This window comes from Dehalococcoidia bacterium, assembly GCA_028711995.1.
In the GTDB taxonomy this organism is placed as follows: domain Bacteria; phylum Chloroflexota; class Dehalococcoidia; order SZUA-161; family SpSt-899; genus JAQTRE01.
This window is the reverse complement of record JAQTRE010000014.1, coordinates 24841-42234: the sequence shown is the minus strand read 5'-3', so window position 1 is coordinate 42234 and position 17394 is coordinate 24841. Positions and strand designations below refer to the sequence as shown.

General features: G+C 54.6%; 15 protein-coding genes and 1 tRNA gene. 11 read left to right on the top strand and 5 right to left on the bottom strand.

Translation table 11 applies throughout. From position 1 onward, the window contains the following. Nucleotides 1–172: 172 nt before the first annotated feature. From PHV74_03985 to PHV74_03965, 5 genes are all read left to right on the top strand, one after another. Nucleotides 173–264, top strand: a tRNA-Ser gene (locus PHV74_03985). Nucleotides 265–364: 100 nt separating this feature from the next. Then, nucleotides 365–1192 (top strand): prolipoprotein diacylglyceryl transferase, encoded by an 828-nt coding sequence (gene lgt, locus PHV74_03980; protein ID MDD5093525.1) that lies wholly within the window; start codon nucleotides 365–367, stop codon nucleotides 1190–1192. Between the two features lie 62 nt (nucleotides 1193–1254). Continuing rightward, nucleotides 1255–1896: a protein-L-isoaspartate(D-aspartate) O-methyltransferase gene (locus PHV74_03975; GenBank protein ID MDD5093524.1), complete on the top strand. Its 642-nt coding sequence runs from the start codon at nucleotides 1255–1257 to the stop codon at nucleotides 1894–1896. Between the two features lie 42 nt (nucleotides 1897–1938). Then, nucleotides 1939–2484: an O-acetyl-ADP-ribose deacetylase gene (locus PHV74_03970; protein ID MDD5093523.1), complete on the top strand. Its 546-nt coding sequence runs from the start codon at nucleotides 1939–1941 to the stop codon at nucleotides 2482–2484. 228 nt (nucleotides 2485–2712) lie between these two features. Continuing rightward, on the top strand, nucleotides 2713–4059 hold the full coding sequence (locus PHV74_03965; GenBank protein ID MDD5093522.1) for a M20/M25/M40 family metallo-hydrolase: 1347 nt from the start codon (nucleotides 2713–2715) through the stop codon (nucleotides 4057–4059). A gap of 2 nt (nucleotides 4060–4061) precedes the next feature. Here the strand turns inward: PHV74_03965 and PHV74_03960 are convergent, their stop codons facing one another. Next, nucleotides 4062–5201, bottom strand: coding sequence for a hypothetical protein (locus tag PHV74_03960; protein MDD5093521.1), 1140 nt, complete (start codon nucleotides 5199–5201; stop codon nucleotides 4062–4064). A gap of 337 nt (nucleotides 5202–5538) precedes the next feature. Between PHV74_03960 and dnaA the strand changes: the two genes are divergently transcribed. From dnaA to miaA, 6 genes are all read left to right on the top strand, one after another. After that, nucleotides 5539–6873, top strand: a complete 1335-nt coding sequence (gene dnaA, locus PHV74_03955; GenBank protein ID MDD5093520.1) for a chromosomal replication initiator protein DnaA — start codon at nucleotides 5539–5541, stop codon at nucleotides 6871–6873. Nucleotides 6874–7165: 292 nt separating this feature from the next. Beyond that, nucleotides 7166–7954: a carbon monoxide dehydrogenase accessory protein CooC gene (locus PHV74_03950; GenBank protein ID MDD5093519.1), complete on the top strand. Its 789-nt coding sequence runs from the start codon at nucleotides 7166–7168 to the stop codon at nucleotides 7952–7954. After that, the gene (locus PHV74_03945; GenBank protein ID MDD5093518.1) at nucleotides 7947–9137 is read left to right on the top strand and encodes a phosphoglycerate kinase; all 1191 of its coding nucleotides are present in this window, start codon (nucleotides 7947–7949) and stop codon (nucleotides 9135–9137) included. The genes PHV74_03950 and PHV74_03945 overlap by 8 nt, the downstream gene beginning before the upstream one ends. 58 nt (nucleotides 9138–9195) lie before the next feature. Continuing rightward, entirely contained in the window at nucleotides 9196–10401 is a 1206-nt protein-coding gene (locus PHV74_03940; protein ID MDD5093517.1) for a 2,3-bisphosphoglycerate-independent phosphoglycerate mutase, read from the top strand. A 94-nt stretch (nucleotides 10402–10495) separates the two neighbouring features. Continuing rightward, on the top strand, nucleotides 10496–11266 hold the full coding sequence (tpiA, locus tag PHV74_03935) for a triose-phosphate isomerase (protein MDD5093516.1): 771 nt from the start codon (nucleotides 10496–10498) through the stop codon (nucleotides 11264–11266). Between the two features lie 227 nt (nucleotides 11267–11493). Further along, nucleotides 11494–12417 carry a tRNA (adenosine(37)-N6)-dimethylallyltransferase MiaA gene (miaA, locus tag PHV74_03930; GenBank protein ID MDD5093515.1) on the top strand — a complete coding sequence of 308 codons (924 nt, stop codon included), beginning with the start codon at nucleotides 11494–11496 and terminating at the stop codon, nucleotides 12415–12417. Here the strand turns inward: miaA and PHV74_03925 are convergent. The 4 genes from PHV74_03925 to PHV74_03910 all read right to left on the bottom strand — a co-directional run bounded on the left by PHV74_03925 (nucleotide 12404) and on the right by PHV74_03910 (nucleotide 17308). Then, the gene (locus PHV74_03925; GenBank protein ID MDD5093514.1) at nucleotides 12404–13423 is read right to left on the bottom strand and encodes a flippase-like domain-containing protein; all 1020 of its coding nucleotides are present in this window, start codon (nucleotides 13421–13423) and stop codon (nucleotides 12404–12406) included. The genes miaA and PHV74_03925 overlap by 14 nt on opposite strands. Nucleotides 13424–13467: 44 nt before the next feature. After that, entirely contained in the window at nucleotides 13468–14034 is a 567-nt protein-coding gene (locus tag PHV74_03920; GenBank protein ID MDD5093513.1) for a VTT domain-containing protein, read from the bottom strand. A 66-nt stretch (nucleotides 14035–14100) separates the two neighbouring features. Then, nucleotides 14101–15717, bottom strand: coding sequence for an MFS transporter (locus PHV74_03915; GenBank protein ID MDD5093512.1), 1617 nt, complete (start codon nucleotides 15715–15717; stop codon nucleotides 14101–14103). Between the two features lie 235 nt (nucleotides 15718–15952). Beyond that, entirely contained in the window at nucleotides 15953–17308 is a 1356-nt protein-coding gene (locus PHV74_03910) for an ATP-binding protein (GenBank protein ID MDD5093511.1), read from the bottom strand. Nucleotides 17309–17394 lie beyond the last annotated feature (86 nt).

The following is a 17394-nucleotide window of genomic DNA, read 5'->3' as shown; positions in this document are numbered from 1 at the left end:
GCAAACGTCTGTCGTCCATGATCAACTGCATGGCCCCGATCATAAACGAGCTGCTCAAAACCTTTAAGGCTCATCTTGCGGTAGAAATCGATCTGCCCTTCGGGCTCATCTTGTATTGGAAGAGACTTCACCTTTCAAAAATCGCTGTGGTGCTCTATAATAGGGAATGTTCGGAGGGATCGCATAGTGGTCTAGTGCGGGCGCCTGCTAAGCGCTTACCGGGGGAAACTTCGGTCGTGGGTTCGAATCCCACTCCCTCCGCCAGAATATACCCTTCCGGAAGTCTCCTCCACCCGTCGGGAAAAGATCACTGAACTCAAAAAACCCCTTATCAGCAAGGGGTTTTTGACTCTTTGGGAAGAATATGATTCACATCGGTGTCGATCCTGTAGCCCTGTCCATCGGCTCAATCGAGCTCAGATGGTATGGGATCATGGTATCTCTGGCGGTCCTTACCGGCATCACGGTTCCCTGGATGCTGGCCAGGAAAGAGGAGGGAACTGGAGGAATCACCCGCGATCAAGTGCTGAGTCTTGCCATTTGGGCGGTCCCCGGCGGGGTCGTCGGGGCCAGGTTGATCCATGTCATCGATAATTGGAGCTATTATTCCTCGAACCCCAGCGACATCATCGGGGGTTCAGGAATGGGAATCTTCGGGGCTATCCTGGGCGGCACATTCACTGCGGTGGCTTATGCCAGAATCAAGAAGATTTCCGTAGGGCAAATGGCTGATGTCGGAGCTTTCGGCCTGATCTTGGCCCAGGTAGTCGGACGAATCGGGTGCATCCTGAACGGCTGCTGCACCGGAGAACCAACTTCCCTGCCCTGGGGCGTCATCTATACCAACCCCAATACCGGCGCCGATTCTATCGCCCAACAAACAGCGGTACATCCTACCCATGCCTACGAGATCCTATGGGACTTGATAGTATTCGCGCTCATGTGGAGCATGCGAAAACGAGTCAAACCCGCCGGAGCGCTCTTCCTTATTTATATCTCCGCCTATTCAGCGGGACGTTTCTTCATCAGCTTCCTGAGAACCAACGATACGGGATTTCTTGGCCTGCAGCAGGCGCAGATCGTTTCACTCCTCGTGCTCGGCGTAGCAATCGGGTGGCTCATTCAGCTTTACCGGAAACCCCTCACCGATTCAGGGTCAATTTCCGAACCGGAAACTGACGACGTCTCTTAGTCCGCTCTCTCAAAAAGACGCGGCCGGGGATCGGGAGCCAGAATAATCAAGGGTCAGGCGACATGAATCAGGACTTCAACGCTGATCGCGCCGAATTAGTCCGCCAGTTACGGCTGGAAATCAAAGATGAGAAGGTGATCAGCGCCATGGAGCGCGTTCCCCGAGAACTCTTTCTGCCGCCCGATACTCAACACCTCGCCTATGAAAACATGCCCTTGCCGATCGCAGAAGGACAAACCATTTCTCAACCCTTCATCGTGGCTTTGATGACCGAGGCACTGGATTTGCGAGGCGAAGAACGTGTGCTGGAAGTTGGAACCGGCAGCGGATATCAGACCGCGATATTGGCTGAGCTGGCCGGTTGGGTTGTCAGCGTCGAACGCCGTCAGAGACTCCTCGAATCGGCCAGCCGGACTCTGGGCAGATTGGGATATACGAACATCGAACTCCATCCTGCTCAGGAAACGCTCGGATGGCCGGAGGGCGCACCTTATGACGGGATCATCGTTACGGCAGGAGCCCCAAAGACACCACCGGGCCTGATCGATCAGCTGGCCGAAGGGGGCAAACTGGTAATCCCTGTAGGGTCCCGATACGAACAGAAATTGCTGAGAATCATCAAACGGAAGGACCAGATCAGCACTGAAAACCTGGGGGGGTGTCGATTTGTGCCGCTCATCGCCAGAGAGGCCTGGGCAGATTGATGACTGCTATAAATGTTATAATTCAAGACGAAGGGTTTCGAGATGGAAAGGGTGATCAATAAAACGAGGCTATCTCTTGTCCAGGGCGATATCACCCGGCAAGTGACGGAGGCTATTGTCAATGCGGCCAACTCCGGCCTCATGGGCGGAGGGGGAGTGGATGTCGCCATTCATCGAGCTGGAGGCCCGGCGATTCTGGAGGACTGCAAAAAGGTTGTCGCCCAAAGGGGTCGGCTTCCCGCCGGTCAAGCCATCATTACCACTGGCGGCGCTCTTAATGCCCGGTATGTAATTCACACCGTGGGACCGATCTGGCACGGCGGTAAAAGCCAAGAGCCCGAAACCCTGGCCAGCGCCTATCGGGAAAGCATGAAGGCGGCAGTTGCAAACGGCCTCAAGAGCGTTTCCTTTCCTTCGATCAGCACCGGCGCTTATGGGTATCCCATCGAGCAGGCGGCAAGAGTGGCCCTGTGGACAGTCAGCGATTTTCTCAGACAGGATAGCCCTTTTGAGGAGGTGGTCTTTGTCCTGTTCGATGCCCGAACCTTTGATGCCTATCGCCAGGCTTTAGAAGAACTGCCGGAATAAGCGGCATTCACCCTCACCAATGTATCAAGTATGGGGCGGACTGGCGGACTCTCTCCCATCAAGGAGGGCTTCTAGAGAGTGCAGGGATACCTCCCTGCCGGGGGTTTGGGGGTGTCCCCCAAATCCCTTAATCCTCCCCCAAGAGTGGGGGCAGGGGGTTGATTTAGGTTTGATCACATTATCCTAACCTCTCCCCGACAGGAAGAGGCTCATTTTTGGAGAAAACGAATGCAGAAAGTCTATGAGTACATCGAATCAAACTGGCTGGATGCCATTGAAGACCTGAAGCGATATTGCCGCCAGCCCAGCATCAGCGCTCAGGGAGTGGGGATCAGGGAAACCGCTGATCTCACCGCCGAGTTACTACGAGAATACGGGGTGAATCCCACTATCCTGCCGACCAGAGAAGGTGGGGCTCCTGTGGTTTTCGGCGAACTCAAAGGCGATTCCGAATTCACGCTGCTATTCTATAATCACTACGATGTGCAGCCCCCGGAGCCTCTGGAGCTCTGGACTACGCCTCCCTTTGATCCGGTCGTGATCGAGGGCAAACTGGTCGCCCGCGGCGTCTCGGACGATAAAGGGGACATCATCGCCCGGCTGCTGGCCATCAAGGCATTCCTGAAAACAAGGGGCCGCTTGCCGATATCCATCAAATTCCTCATCGAGGGAGAGGAGGAGGTAGGCAGCCCCAGCCTTGTCTCCTTCATCGAAAACAATCAGGCTTTACTTAAATCCGATGCCTGTTTCTGGGAGGGCGGCAGGGTAAGCTGGGATGATCGGCCGGAGATCATCATGGGCCTCAAGGGAATCATCTGCATTGATCTGGAAGTGCGAGGGGCAATTCGAGACCTTCACTCCTCGCTGGGCGTCATGGTTCCCAACCCGGCATGGCGGCTGGCCTGGGCTCTCAGTTCAATTAAAGACGCCAACGAAAACATTCTCATTGAAGGCTTCTACGATGATGTCCAACCCCCATCAGCGCAAGTCATCGAGGCCATCAAGGCCATGCCCGCAGATGAAAGGCAGTTACGCGAGGACCTGGGAATCAAAGGCTTTTTGAAGGGACTTTCCGGAGAAGAATTGCAGATTTACAACATACTGCAACCGGCCTGCAATATCAACGGGCTCATATCCGGATACACCGGCGAGGGCTCTAAAACCGTGCTCCCCAACTTTGCCAAAGCTAAACTGGATTTTCGGCTGGTGCCCGACCAACGACCGGAAGATATCATCAAGAAGCTGCGCAGTCACCTTGATCGGCATGGATTCGATGATGTGCAGATTTTCACCGAACATGGAGAGCGTCCTGCCCGCACGCCGCTGGATTCCCCCTTCGTCAAGGTGCTGAGCGAGGCTGCACGAGAGGTTTACGCCTGCGAGCCAATCATCAAGCCCAGCATGACCGGCAGCGGTCCGATGTTCCCCTTCATCAGCACACTCGGAATGCCAGTGGGTTCAACGGGGGTGGCATTCCCTGATTCCCGACCTCATGCGCCCGATGAGAGCATTCGCCTGGCCGATTTTCTACTGGGCGCCAAATATGTTGCCGCTCTCATGGACAAATGCCGATGACCCTACACCCTTGTGAGTAGCCTTCTCACCAGCGCCTCTTCCTCCACCCTGAGGGTTACCTCGTGGTCCAATCGGGCATCACGCAACACTCGCAATATGCGCCCCAACTCTCCCCTGGGTTTGACTCCCATCTCCTGCAGATCATCGCCGCTCAGCGATGGTTTGATCGCCCGCAGGCTATTCAGATAAAGCTCCAATCGCTCCCGAACGACAAGAGAATCAGCGGCAACCGCCGCGGCTTTGATAACCTCCGGAATTTGATGTTCCAGCCGGCGATAGATTTCGCTGGGCCGAATCTCCAGAGCCGCCAGCGAAGACATCCCTTGCCTGATCCGAGGAACGTCTCGCACAATTCGTGCTGCCCAGCCGGGCATTTTGAGACGGGAGATAAAGACGGGGATGTCCTCCGGATCAACCCGATAGGCCAACAGCGCCAGGTATATCCCCGATAAGCTTAATGGCCCATCGCCGCCAGTTCTGGCCTGGGCGAATTTCTCCCGGAGCCAGCCGTCTCCTCGAAGGGCCGGATAAAGTTTCTGCAGCACACCGAGTTCATCGGCACGGCAAATGGCCTTCTCCGGATGTTTCTCTTCGAGAATCAACTCCAGCTCATGCCACAATCGCTCACCCGTCACCGCATCCAGGTTGTCCAGGTCCTGTCGAATCAGCTTCTCTGTGTTCCGTTCCAGGTGGAAATCGAGCCGCTGTTCATAACGAAGGGCGCGGAGGATACGGGTGGGGTCATCGATAAAACTAACCTGATGCAACACTCGGACGATCCTTTTCGACAAATCTCCCTGCCCGCCATAAGGATCCAGTAGCTCACCGAAGCATCCCGGGTTGAGCCGAGCCGCCATGGCATTGATGGTAAAATCGCGCCGCAGGAGATCATCCAGAATCGCGCCCTGTTTCACAACGGGAAGAGCCCCAGGTTTTTGATAGGTCTCAGAACGCGCCATGGCAATGTCAAGGCCGAACTCCTTCATGGAGAGCTTGGCTGTCCCGAAGCGAGGATGGGTTCGAATAGTCCAATCTCGATCCCGAGCGATCTGGCGTGCCAGCCCGATAGCGTCGCCCTCAACCACGATATCGAGATCCAGACTCGACTGGCACAGAAGAACATCCCTCACCAGCCCCCCCACGAGATACGCAGACTCACCCCTTTTCTGCGCCGAATCCCCCACTCTCTGCAAGAGTTCCAAACATTCATGCGACAAATAGGCCTCGAGCTCTACGAAAATATTCTCCACCCTTTGCTCCTTTCCCTGATTATAGCATGAGTTCCATCAGCACAAAATGAATTAGAGACCCATCGAAGATTCGGTCAAAATAAGGTAAATATTTGGTAAATATCCAGTAAAGAAAGCCCGAAAAATGCCCCCCGAAAACCCTTGACCGGAGGATTTTGGCGTGCTATCCTCTGGCTATCCCCAAATCCCGCCATCCCGCAGCCAAGGGCAAAACAGCTTTGAGCAATTTATGGTAAACTCACAAAGATCACCTCGAGAAATATGGGATGCAGTGCTGGGTGCATTGCAATTGCAGGTAACCAAGGCCAATTATCAGACCTGGCTGAAAGATACTATCGGGCTTTCCTGCAAAGATGATCTTTTCATCATCGGTGTCCCCAACACCTTTGCAGTCGAATGGCTGGAAAAGCGTCTCTCTCACTTGATACTGAAGAACCTTGCCAGCGTTACAGGACAGCCAGTTGAAGTCCAGTTCCAGGTTTACCATGGGCAACATGCAGCTGTGCAGGATGCTCCTGAGTCCAACGGAAAGAACACGTGCCCCTGGATAAACAATAAATATACGTTCGCCAACTTTATCGTGGGAAGCTGTAATCGGTTGGCCCATGCCGCTGCCATGGGCGTAGCGGAAAACCCGGGAACCGTCTATAATCCGCTCTTCATCTACGGGGGATCGGGACTGGGAAAAACCCATCTGCTCCATGCCATCGGCAGCTTTGTGCAGCAGAATGCCAAGCAAGTGGTCTACGTCACAGGGGAACAATTCACCAACGAATTCATCGCCGGTATCAGAGAAAAGAGCTCCGAGAGTTTCCGCAACAAGTACCGATCCACAGATGTCCTCCTGGTAGATGATATCCAGTTTATTGCCGGGAAAGAGCAGACCGAGGAAAGCCTTTTTCACACCTTCAATGATCTGCACACCTCGAACCATCAAATCATTCTCAGCAGCGATCGTCCTCCCAAGGCGCTCTCCCTTCTTGAGGATCGGTTGCGGTCCCGGTTCGAATGGGGCCTCATTGTTGATATTCAACCTCCCGATCTGGAGACCAGAATCGCCATTCTTCAGGCCAAGGCAGAGGAATTAAAGAGTAGCGTACCGCTTGATGCGCTCCATCTGATTGCCCGAAGGGTGCAACATAACATCCGAGAGCTTGAGGGGGCGCTGAACCGAGTCATGGCCTTCGCCAAGCTCACCAATTCTCCGATCACTGCCGATCTGGCGGCTGCTTCCCTGGAAGATATCGCCTCAAGCGAAGCCAGACGGACGCTTACCGGGGAGATGGTCATCAATACGGTGGCCGAATATTTCGGAATCCACCCGGATGTTTTGCGCGCCAAGAGAAGAGATAAATTGACCGCCTTTGCCCGGCAAGTGGCCATGTATATCATGAGAGAGGAAACGAAGTCCTCCTGGACCGATATCGGCAGAGAGCTGGGAGGACGAGACCATAGCACGGTTCTTCACGGGCACAGCAAGATTGCCGAGGAGATCGAGGAAAGCTCGGCTCTGCGTAGAGACATCCTTGAAATCAAGGAGGCCCTCTATTCCAAGGTAAGCTAAATCATATCATGCCATGGCTGAAGTATAGAGCCGCCTCAGTTTTAATTACCCCGGCAGAAATGGTTAGAATTGGCTCCCTTTGTGCCATGTCACGGATATCAACCTCCCGGCTATAAGGCCCATCACTCATCCGCAAGACAGATGAACAGTGCCCGACCTTTGCGAAGAAATGCGCAAAGGCTTGAATTCCCCGCTAATGATATGTTTAATTAGAGAGGGAACCGAACAAGCTCTCCCGATAATCAATCATGCGCTGCGTTCTTCAGCCTTCTCTTAAAGGAGACATGCACCAGTGAAGCTCGCGATATCAGGTAAGGGAGGGGTTGGAAAGACGACTCTCGCCAGTCTTCTGGCTCGGATTTATGCTTCAAGGGGACAGAAGGTGATCGCCATTGACGCCAATCCCGATGCCAATCTGGCAGCAGCACTGGGAATCCCTCCCGACGAAGTTCAAAAGATCACGCCTATTGCCGAGATGGACTCCCTCATCGAAGAGCGCACCGGTGCCAAACGGGGAACCTCTGCCCCCTTCTTCAAGCTCAACCCAAAGGTCGATGATATCCCGGATCGTTTCTCGGTGGAGAAATATGGCGTCAAACTGCTGATGCTGGGAACTGTCGATACCGGTGGCAGCGGCTGTATTTGCCCTGAAAGCACGCTGCTGAAAGCGCTGCTCAGTCACCTGATCTTAAGAAGGAATGAAACGATTATCCTGGACATGGATGCGGGGGTGGAGCACCTGGCAAGAGGAACGGTGCGGGCAGTCGATGCCTTCATCATAGTCGCCGAGCCGGGGCAGCGGAGCATCCAGACCGCCCGGTCAATCAAGAAGCTGGCCGCAGACCTCGGCATCAAGAAAACCTTTGTGGTGGGCAACAAAGTGACTGGGTCAGCAGACAGACAATTCATCGAGGACAATCTGAAAGATTTTAAGGTGCTCGGCTTTCTGAGCGCCGATCCCAATATCCGCGAGGCTGATTTCAGAGGGCTGAGTCCTTATGACCTCGCGCCAAACGCCGTGGTTGAGGCAACCCAGATCGCAAACCGTCTGGAAAAAATTCACGGAGGCACCCATGAATAAGAAAACGGTAATGGATATCGATGTCAGCGGCAAACGCGTTTTGATGCGGGTGGACTTCAATGTCCCCATGGATAAATCCACCGGCGTCATCACGGACGATGGCCGCATCAGGGCTTCCATCCCCACCATCCGCTATCTCATCGATCGGAATGCCAAAATTATCCTGTGCTCTCATCTGGGGAGGCCGGAGGGGAAAGTTATCGAAAACTACAGGCTTTCTCGCGCCGGCAAACACCTCTCCGAAGTTCTGGGAAGACCGGTCACCTGCACTCAGGACTGCATCGGGCCGGAGGTGGAAAAAGCCGTTGCCGACATGAAAATCGGTGATATTGTCCTGCTGGAAAACCTGCGCTTTCATCCCGAAGAGGAGAAGAATGACCCGCAGTTTGCCAGGGCCCTGGCGAGTTTGGCGGATATTTACGTCAATGATGCCTTCAGTGCAGCACACCGGGCGCATGCTTCCATTGTCGGGGTCACCAAGTATCTTCCGGCCGTCTCCGGATTCGTGATGGAAAAGGACCTGAAGTTTTTGGATAAAGCCCTGGCCAACCCCACTCGACCGTTTGCGGTGATCGCCGGCGGAGCCAAGGTCGCCGATAAGATCGGCCTTCTGGAGAATCTGCTCAAAAAGGTGGACTACCTGGTCATCGGTGGCGGTATGGCCAATACGTTCATCAAAGCCCAGGGATACGACGTCGGTAATTCCAAGGTGGAGAACGATCAGTTGAACTTTGCGCGGGGTTTGATCAAGAGCGCCGAATCCAACCATGTGCGGATGCTGCTGCCGGTAGATGCGATAGCTGCCAAGGAGTTCAGCGCTTCGGCGGAGCACAGGACCATCTCTCTGAGCGATGTCCCTCCCGGATGGATGATACTGGATGTCGGCCCCAAGAGCATAGAGAGATTTGACAAAGAGCTTCAGAAATGCCAGACAATCGTCTGGAATGGCCCGATGGGCGTCTTCGAGTTTCCCGCCTTTGCGGAAGGGACACGTGCTCTGGCCTCAGCCATCGCCAGACTCGATGAAGCCACCACGATCGTTGGCGGAGGGGACACGGTTGCCGCAGTGGATCAATTTGGGCTCAACATTAAAATGACTCACATCTCAACAGGCGGCGGAGCCGCCCTGGAATTTCTTGAAGGCAAAACCTTGCCAGGCGTGCTAGCGCTGCTGGATGAATAAGGAATCAGGAGTGAGCTGGGGCGATCCCTTGTGATCGCCCTCCGAGAAAGGGGGGAATTTGGTTGATTTCGAGATATTGAACGAAATCTCCATCAAGACTTCATCCAAGATTGTCTTGCTGGTTTTCGACGGTTTGGGTGGACTGCCCCATCCCGAAACAGGTAAGACCGAGCTGGAAACCGCCCGAAAACCCAATCTGGATCGATTGGCCGCCCAAGGCGTCTGCGGCCTTCACGACCCAGTGGGCCCGGGCATCACTCCCGGCAGCGGTCCGGGGCATCTTTCGCTGTTCGGATACGATCCGGTGAGATCGCTCGTCGGGCGAGGTGTTCTGGAGGCATTGGGAGTTGACTTTAATCTCAAAGATGGTGATGTAGCTGCCCGCTGTAACTACTGCACGGTCGATGATAAAGGCGTGATCACTGATCGCCGAGCTGGTCGCATTCCCACCGAAAAGAACGCGGAGCTTTGCCAGAGGCTCAGGGAAATCAAAATCGGCGGCATCGATATCTTCATCCTACCGGGAAAAGAACACCGCTTTGCGGTTGTCTTTCGAGGGAATGGCCTGGGCGGAGACGTCAGCGATACCGATCCCCAGAAGGTGGGGCTGATGCCCAAAGAGTCAGTAGCCTATACGCCCGGATCGGAAAGAACCGCCTTGGTGGTCAATGAGTTCGTCGTCAAAGCCAGAACCCTGCTGGCGGATTCCCACCCGGCGAATATGATTCTCTTCCGGGGAATCGCCCAGCGCCCCAAGCTACCCAGTATGGGCGATATATTCAAACTGGATCCCGCAGCCATTGCCACTTATCCCATGTATCGAGGTCTGGCCAGGCTCGTGGGGATGACCATTCTGAACACGGGTTCCACCTTCAATGATGAGCTGGATACGCTCGCCGCCAACTGGGATAAGCATGATTTCTTCTTTGTCCATATCAAGCAAACCGATTCCGCCGGTGAAGACGGCGATTTCGATCGGAAAGTCCGGGTGATTGCAGAAACCGATGTGCTGATTCCAAAACTGATGCAACTGAAGCCGGATGTATTGGTAGTCACCGGCGATCACTCCACTCCGGCATTGTTGAAGGGCCATAGCTGGCATCCGGTGCCCGTCTTTCTCTATTCCAGGTATTGCCGAACCGACGAGGTCAGGGAATTCTCGGAGAAGGCTTGTGCCCGAGGGGGAATGGGCAGGATCCGTGGAAGCGATATCATGCTGATGGCCATGGCCAATGCTTTGAAGCTGGACAAGTTCGGCGCTTGATGCAAACGGGCAGGCGGCCCGAAATCGGGCCGCCTGCCCTCTCTCCGGCTCCCCCATCCATAGTGGGAGAATTCTTTTGTGGAGGAGGCCCAGAATGCGCACACCTATCATTGCCGGAAACTGGAAGATGAATACCACGAGCGATGAGGCAATCGCTTTGGTGCGAGCGATGAAAGATCAGCTGGAAAACATCCACGGCGCGGAGAAAGTGGTCTGTCCGCCCTTCATCTCGCTGAAGTCGGTTTCGGAAGTCCTGAAAGGATCCTCCATCTCTCTGGGGGCACAGAACATGTATTTCGAAGAGAAGGGGGCTTACACCGGCGAGGTCTCTCCCTTGATGCTGAAAGGAATTTGCCGGTACGTCATTCTGGGGCACTCGGAGAGGCGGGGATATTTCGGGGAGACGGATGAGATGGTGAACAAGAAGATCAAGGCTGCGCTGAAAGCAGGTCTCAGGCCGATCATCTGCATCGGCGAAACGCTCCAGGAAAACGAGACTGGTAAGACGCAGGAGGTGCTGGATCGACAAACTCGAGCGGCATTGGACGGACTGAACTCACTGGAAAATCTGGTCATTGCCTATGAGCCGATCTGGGCTATCGGCACCGGAAAGGCAGCCACGGAGCAGCAGGCCAATTCCACCATCGGCTTCATCCGGGGGGTAGTCGCAGAGCTTTACGGTTCGGCGTCAAAGGATTTGCGTATCCAGTATGGCGGAAGCGCGAATGCTGCCAATATCGCCGCACTGATGCGCCAGCCGGAGATCGATGGGGCGCTCGTCGGCGGAGCCAGCCTCAAGGCCGACGAATTCGTCAGCATGGTGGAACAAGCCGCCCGGATTAAGGCAGGAGCGTCATATGAATGATCCTCTGCGGTCGCCCCATTTGGGTATTATCACCCTCACCCCGGATCAAGTCCGGGGCAGGCTCTGCCCTCTCCCATCGAGGGAGAAGGATTTTCGAGAGCGCAGAGATACTTCTCTGCCGGGGGATTGGGGGTGTCCCCCAAATATTTTGTGTTCCCCCAACGAGTGGGGGTTAGGGGGTTGAGTCTGACTATTTCAACACGCCACTCACAAAAAACAAAAACCTCATGATGAACAAATTAATTGCCATCGTCGGGCCGACAGCCGTCGGGAAGACCGAATTCGCCATCAGACTGGCACAAAATCTGGGCGGAGAGATCATCGGGGCCGATAGCCGTCAGGTCTACCGATACATGGATATCGGCACCGCCAAACCCACAAAAGCAGAACAGAACGCCGTTCCTCACCACCTGGTTGATATCATTGATCCCAATGAATCCTTCAGCCTGGCGCTCTATCAGGAGCTATCCGGAAACGCCATCGACAATATTCACAACCGGGGGAAACCTGCTCTTCTGGTAGGTGGCAGCGGACTCTACGTCTGGGCAGTTCTGGAAGGGTGGACCATCCCCAAGGTTCCTCCGAATGCCGAGGTCAGACAAGAGCTGCAACTCAAAGCCAAATCAGAAGGCGGCGATGCCCTCTATCGGGAATTAAACCTCCTCGACCCGAAGGCAGCCCAGAAGATCGATCCCAGAAATGTGCGCCGGGTCATCCGGGCGCTGGAAGTCTGCCGTTCGACCGGCAGGCCATTCTCGGAATTGAGTAGTAAAAATTCTCCTGAGTTCGACACCCTGATCATCGGTCTGAGCACCCCGAGAGACGAACTGTATCGGCGGATCGATTCCCGCGTGGACGGCATGATCGAACAGGGCCTGGTTGAAGAGGTGAAAAGCCTGCTGGGTCGGGGCTATGGCCTGGAACTGCCTTCGATGTCCGGGATGGGCTATCGAGAAATCGGCCAATTCTTGAACGGAGAAATGAGCTTACCCGAAGCGGCCCAACGGATCAAATTCGAGACGCATCGCTTTGCACGCCATCAGTATGCCTGGTTTCGATTGGGGGATGAGCGTATCCACTGGTTTGAGACCCGTCAAAAAACCATGGATGATGCGCTCAATCTGGCAAGAACAATGCTCACCGGGGAATGAGCGAGCCTTTCCTGCCTGTCCCCCGCAAAAGCCTGGGATAAAAGCCCAGGCTGATGAAAAAGGGGATGAAGTAGTAAACAACCCGGAAAAGAATTGAAGCCATCAGAGCCTGCTCAAAGGATACGCCCAGCAAGGCATAGATGCCGGCCATCGACCCTTCCTGAACTCCCAGTCCACCCGGAATCATCGAAAGTGTGCCCGCCGTAATGCCGACAGCAAAGCCGGTGAGGAGGACCCCATAACCAATGGAGACGCCAAGGGCATAGAAACAGAATCCAAGAACCGCCACGGCTGCCAGCCAGTTTCCCGCTATTTGCGCCACCAGCAAGATGATCAGTCGGGGCCGCTTACGAATTTTAGCAACGCCATAGTTCAGAGTGGTATCGAAGGCCCGCAGGTGCGACCCAATGCGTCGGCGCGTCAGCAGCATCCCGACGCGATTCAAGACTCTCAACACCACCACCCGCGTTGATCGGCCGAAGACCAGTATCGTGGCCAATATGATGGCCAAGACCAGAAGGACTGCAGCCAAAGCCAGACCGACAGCTTCACCCTGGGTCAGGGGATGGCTCACCAGCAAATAGAATAGACCCATAGGCAGCAGGCTGACCACAACCAGGTTGTTGAAGTAGGTATGAAAGACGGATGCGGCTACGATGTCTGCCACCGCTATCCCACGGCGGTTCATCAGCAAAAGACGAACGGAGTATCCGCCGATTGCCGGTACCAGGCGGCTCATGGCCATCGAGACAAATCCGATTTCGAAAAGATCTCTTCGGTCCATTAAAATACCGAAGATTCTATTGACCACAACAAAGCTGTAACTCAAGAATGCGTAAGAGAAAACAGTGAAAGTGATGGCTAGCGGCATGAGTTTCCAGTTGGCCTGATCAATTGATCGTTCCACCTCACGCCAGTCAAAGACGGCAATAGTTACGCCGACCAAGATCAGCACGATCAACAAGCTTATAATCAAGACTTGGTGCAATCGATCCGGTTTCTTCATTCTTGTCAGCTCGATTGTCGCTCGGCTGCTACACGCCGCTGGCGCTAGAACGGCAAGATGTCGATGACTTCCTTTCCTGAATAACAGAAGAGGATATATTTGGGAAATTTTCCCAACCACAGGGCAGGCAGGAATTTCCATAGAGGCATTCTTGAAGTTCCGGCGATCAGGCCGCCGATGTCGATCGGCAGGATCGGTTGAAATGCCAGAAAGGAAAGCGCCCAAAACCCGTATCGATCCATCCAGCCTTCCGCTTGACGATATCCCGGCGTGTTCTCATCGATGGCTATTTTCTTGCCCAGACGTCCGGCGTAATACCCGCTGAGTTCGCCCAGAGTCCCGCCGATGCTGGCCGCCAACGCGACGAGCAAGGGATTCCAGATAGCGGCCGCAGATATCATGATCGCGGCAGCCACCGGGACAGGGGCCACAATCGTCAGACTGGCCAGCAACGTGGTGACGAAAACGAACAGATAGGCAAACTCGGGCGATTCCGCCAGCCTCGACTGAAACGGAGCCAGGTATCGCCCGAACAGATAAGCGACGCCAAAACTGATGGCAATGAGGCCAATCAGAGAGATCGCCAGCCACAGCCACCGATGTTTTTTCATGATTGACTCAAGAGTACTAGAGAGACCCTCCGATGGTCAAGAGGCCCGCGGATCGTATTTGACCGCCTATTCCACCTGGGGCGGAACATCCGAGGGCTGATTCCCGTCCACTCTTTCATGGTGCTGTTCTTCCTCCGGAGGTTGCACCCAGGTAGGGAGAATAATCAGCGTGACCAACGCCGCAATCGCCATAATGATAGAAGCGATCAGAAAGGCATCCCTCATTCCGGAGACAAACCCGTCATTGGAAACATTGGTAACCGTTTGAGCAAGATCCGGACTCAGTTCCTGGATACGCCCAGCTGCCATATGAGCAGCCTGGATGCTGCTGCGGATGGCCTCTTGAGCAGCATCCGGAATGGAGGTATTGCCTTCCAGCGCCTTGACCTTGTGCAGATAAGTGGCATTCATCACCGTGCCCAATATAGCCACACCCAGAGCGCCGCCAACCTGACGCATGGTGTTGTTCATCGCTGAGCCTACGCCGGATTTTCTGACCGGCACGGAACCCATGATGGAGTTGGTCGCCGGACTCATCGCCGTAGCCATTCCTGCAGCCATGATAGACATTCCGATCAGGATAACCCAGTAAGGCGTATCCACATGGGCCACCCGTGAGAGGTAGAACAAGCCGATGGCCGCTCCCATAATCCCCAGGCCAACGGTCAATTTGGTCCCGACCTTTTGGGCAACACGCGCCGAGTTCACCGCCACGATCATCTGAATGGGCGCCATGGGCAAAACCCGCAGCCCTGCCGAGAGCGGACTGCAACCCTGAACCGACTGGAAAAACTGGCTCATGAAAAACATCGATCCGAACATGCTGAACATCACCAGAGTCAGCGCGATGTTGGCCCCGGTAAAGGACATGTTCCGGAAAAGGTCCATCGGTATCATCGGGTTTGACGTGCGCCTTTCCCACCAGACGAATGCCACTATGAGAATGGCGGCGATACACAGGGACCAGATAACACTGTCGGCTGTCCAGCTTTCCTCACCAGCTTTGATGATGCCGTAAACCAGCGCAAATAAGCCCGTTATGGAAAGAAGGACGCCCGGGATATCCGTCCGGGGGGCCCTTTCATCCCTGGAGTCTTCGATAAAGAAATATCCCCCGATCAGTCCGATAGCAACCACAGGAAGGTTGATATAAAACACCGAACTCCATGAAAAGTGCTCCAACAAACTCCCGGCGATGACCGGCCCCACACCCATCCCGAGCCCGAAAACCCCGGCCCATATGGCAATGGCCTTGGCCCGTTCCTGGGGATCGCGGAAGGTGGCGCTGATGATGGAGAGGGTTGCGGGCATGATCGTAGCGCCGCCGAAGCCGCAAAATGCCCGGCAGCCGATCAGCATCCCGGTGGAAGTCGATAGAGCCGCTGCCAGTGACCCGATGCCGAAGATGCCCAGCCCGATCTGGAGCGCTCTTTTTCGCCCGAATCGATCCCCAAAGGCGCCGGTGGTGAGGAGCAAAGCGGCAAACACCAGCACGTAGGCATCGACGATCCATTGCAACCCGCTGGCGCTAGCTCCCAGATCTTCGGCAATGGTAGGCAACGCCACGTTCAGAACCGTGTTGTCGATGCTGATGATCAAAAGGGAAAAGCTCAGGAAGGCCAGCGCGATCCAGCGTTGTCGATACCCTCTGGTTTCCTGTTGCTTGGCTAAGGGCTTATCCACTTATATCAACCGTCGTTCTTTTCGGTCATCAGCAAGCCAATCGCCAGATTATGCTCGCCTGAGGCCAGATTTCATCCGGCAAATAGCATATCATGGTTGGAGAGAAAATCACACTTCGCCGCAATTCCAAAGACCGGCGCTACGCGGAAGAGGCAGACAAATTCTACGGCCGCAGGAAGCCATAGAAATGGAAGCGAGGGAAGTATTCTCCCAAGAGAAAGACCGCGAAGAGGAATTATGCGCCGCCAATTACCGGCAAACTGAAGCTGAAAGTAGCGCCTTGACCGGGCTGGCTCTGAACCCAGATTCTGCCCCCATGGGCCTCCGTAATGCCTTTGCTGATAGATAAACCCAGACCGGAACCGCCACGCCTGCGTTTGGCCCCTTCTTCCATCCGATAGAATCGATCGAAAACCTTAGTCAGGTGGTCATCGGGTATACCTACACCCTCGTCAGCAACACTAACAACGATCTCATTGTCTATCGTTTTGGCCGCCAGAGTGATTGTGGTTCCTTTATCCGAATAAGCTGTCGCGTTTGAGACGAGATTGATGATCACCTGGCCAATGCGAACCTCGTCACCATCGACTATCGGCAAATCCGGCGGAATATGGACCTCAAGCTGATGGTTGCACGCCAAAGACTCCAACTGGTTCTTGAGATGATCTACGATGACGGTTATTCTAACCGGAGCCTTTCTGACCCTCATAATGCCTGCTTCCAACTGGGTCATGTCTATCAGGTCGCTCACAATTTGTGCCAGCCTGTCAGACTCTTGGGCAATAGTGCGCAGAAAATCCTGCTCGGTATCATGGTCCCACTTCACATCCGGCTGAATCAGGGTGCTGGCCAAACCCTTAATAGAGGTCAGCGGGGTGCGAAGCTCGTGGGATACGCTGGCCAGCAAAACCGACCTCATCTCATCAAGTTTTTCCAGTTGCTTGGCGCGTGCCAACTGTTCCTCCGACTTTTTGCGCTCGGTAATATCCCTGACAACCTGAATAGCCCTGTCAGCATGTCCGTTCAGCCGTGAATCAGCAAGCGGGGCCGAAAGCGACTCATAGGTTCTTCCATCGGGACTCAAAAACTCCGAGCTCTGCACCGTTCCCGATTCCAACGCTTTGATCACAAGGCAAGGATCGCATGGACCCTTGCGTCCGAAGTATCTTTCATAGCAAACTCCCCCGATGCAATCGCCGAATCTCTCCGACAGAATCCTATTCTGATCCAGTATCCTGTGGTCGCGCCCGACGATGTCGATGCCGATTCCCATACCAGCTAATCCATCTGCCAGAATCCGCAACTTATCCGTTTCCGATCTCAGCGCTTCCTCAGACCGCCTGCGCTCATAGACTTCCTTCTGCAGGCGCTCCTGTAGCTTCATAACCGCCCGAAAAGCGCCTTCGATGACCACAAGGGTAATACCCATTCCAACCAACCAATATAGAATGGGGTTCTCGACTAATGGACGCCCTCCCAGAGTGTGGTAGAACTCGAGCGCTCCAAAAACGATAGAGGCTACCAGAATGATGACCAGTTTCAGCTGGCGCAAGCGCCGCATGTGGAAATCATCGACCGTTTTGTTCATCATCTACCCGCACTGAGATACGATATCTGAGCGAGTGTCAGAACTCCTGCTAGGGATTCCCCTCTGTGAGCAAAGCCGCTTTTGCAGGC

Excerpts from the sequence above, each read along its gene's own strand:
- PHV74_03920 (MDD5093513.1), bottom strand. The coding sequence starts at position 14,034 with ATGAAAAAACATCGGTGGCTGTGGCTGGCGATCTCTCTGATTGGCCTC.
- tpiA (MDD5093516.1), top strand. The coding sequence starts at position 10,496 with ATGCGCACACCTATCATTGCCGGAAACTGGAAGATGAATACCACGAGC.
- PHV74_03970 (MDD5093523.1), top strand. The coding sequence starts at position 1,939 with ATGGAAAGGGTGATCAATAAAACGAGGCTATCTCTTGTCCAGGGCGAT.
- PHV74_03945 (MDD5093518.1), top strand. The coding sequence starts at position 7,947 with ATGAATAAGAAAACGGTAATGGATATCGATGTCAGCGGCAAACGCGTT.
- PHV74_03965 (MDD5093522.1), top strand. The coding sequence starts at position 2,713 with ATGCAGAAAGTCTATGAGTACATCGAATCAAACTGGCTGGATGCCATT.
- lgt (MDD5093525.1), top strand. The coding sequence starts at position 365 with ATGATTCACATCGGTGTCGATCCTGTAGCCCTGTCCATCGGCTCAATC.
- dnaA (MDD5093520.1), top strand. The coding sequence starts at position 5,539 with ATGGTAAACTCACAAAGATCACCTCGAGAAATATGGGATGCAGTGCTG.
- PHV74_03910 (MDD5093511.1), bottom strand. The coding sequence starts at position 17,308 with ATGATGAACAAAACGGTCGATGATTTCCACATGCGGCGCTTGCGCCAG.
- miaA (MDD5093515.1), top strand. The coding sequence starts at position 11,494 with ATGATGAACAAATTAATTGCCATCGTCGGGCCGACAGCCGTCGGGAAG.
- PHV74_03975 (MDD5093524.1), top strand. The coding sequence starts at position 1,255 with ATGAATCAGGACTTCAACGCTGATCGCGCCGAATTAGTCCGCCAGTTA.
- PHV74_03925 (MDD5093514.1), bottom strand. The coding sequence starts at position 13,423 with ATGAAGAAACCGGATCGATTGCACCAAGTCTTGATTATAAGCTTGTTG.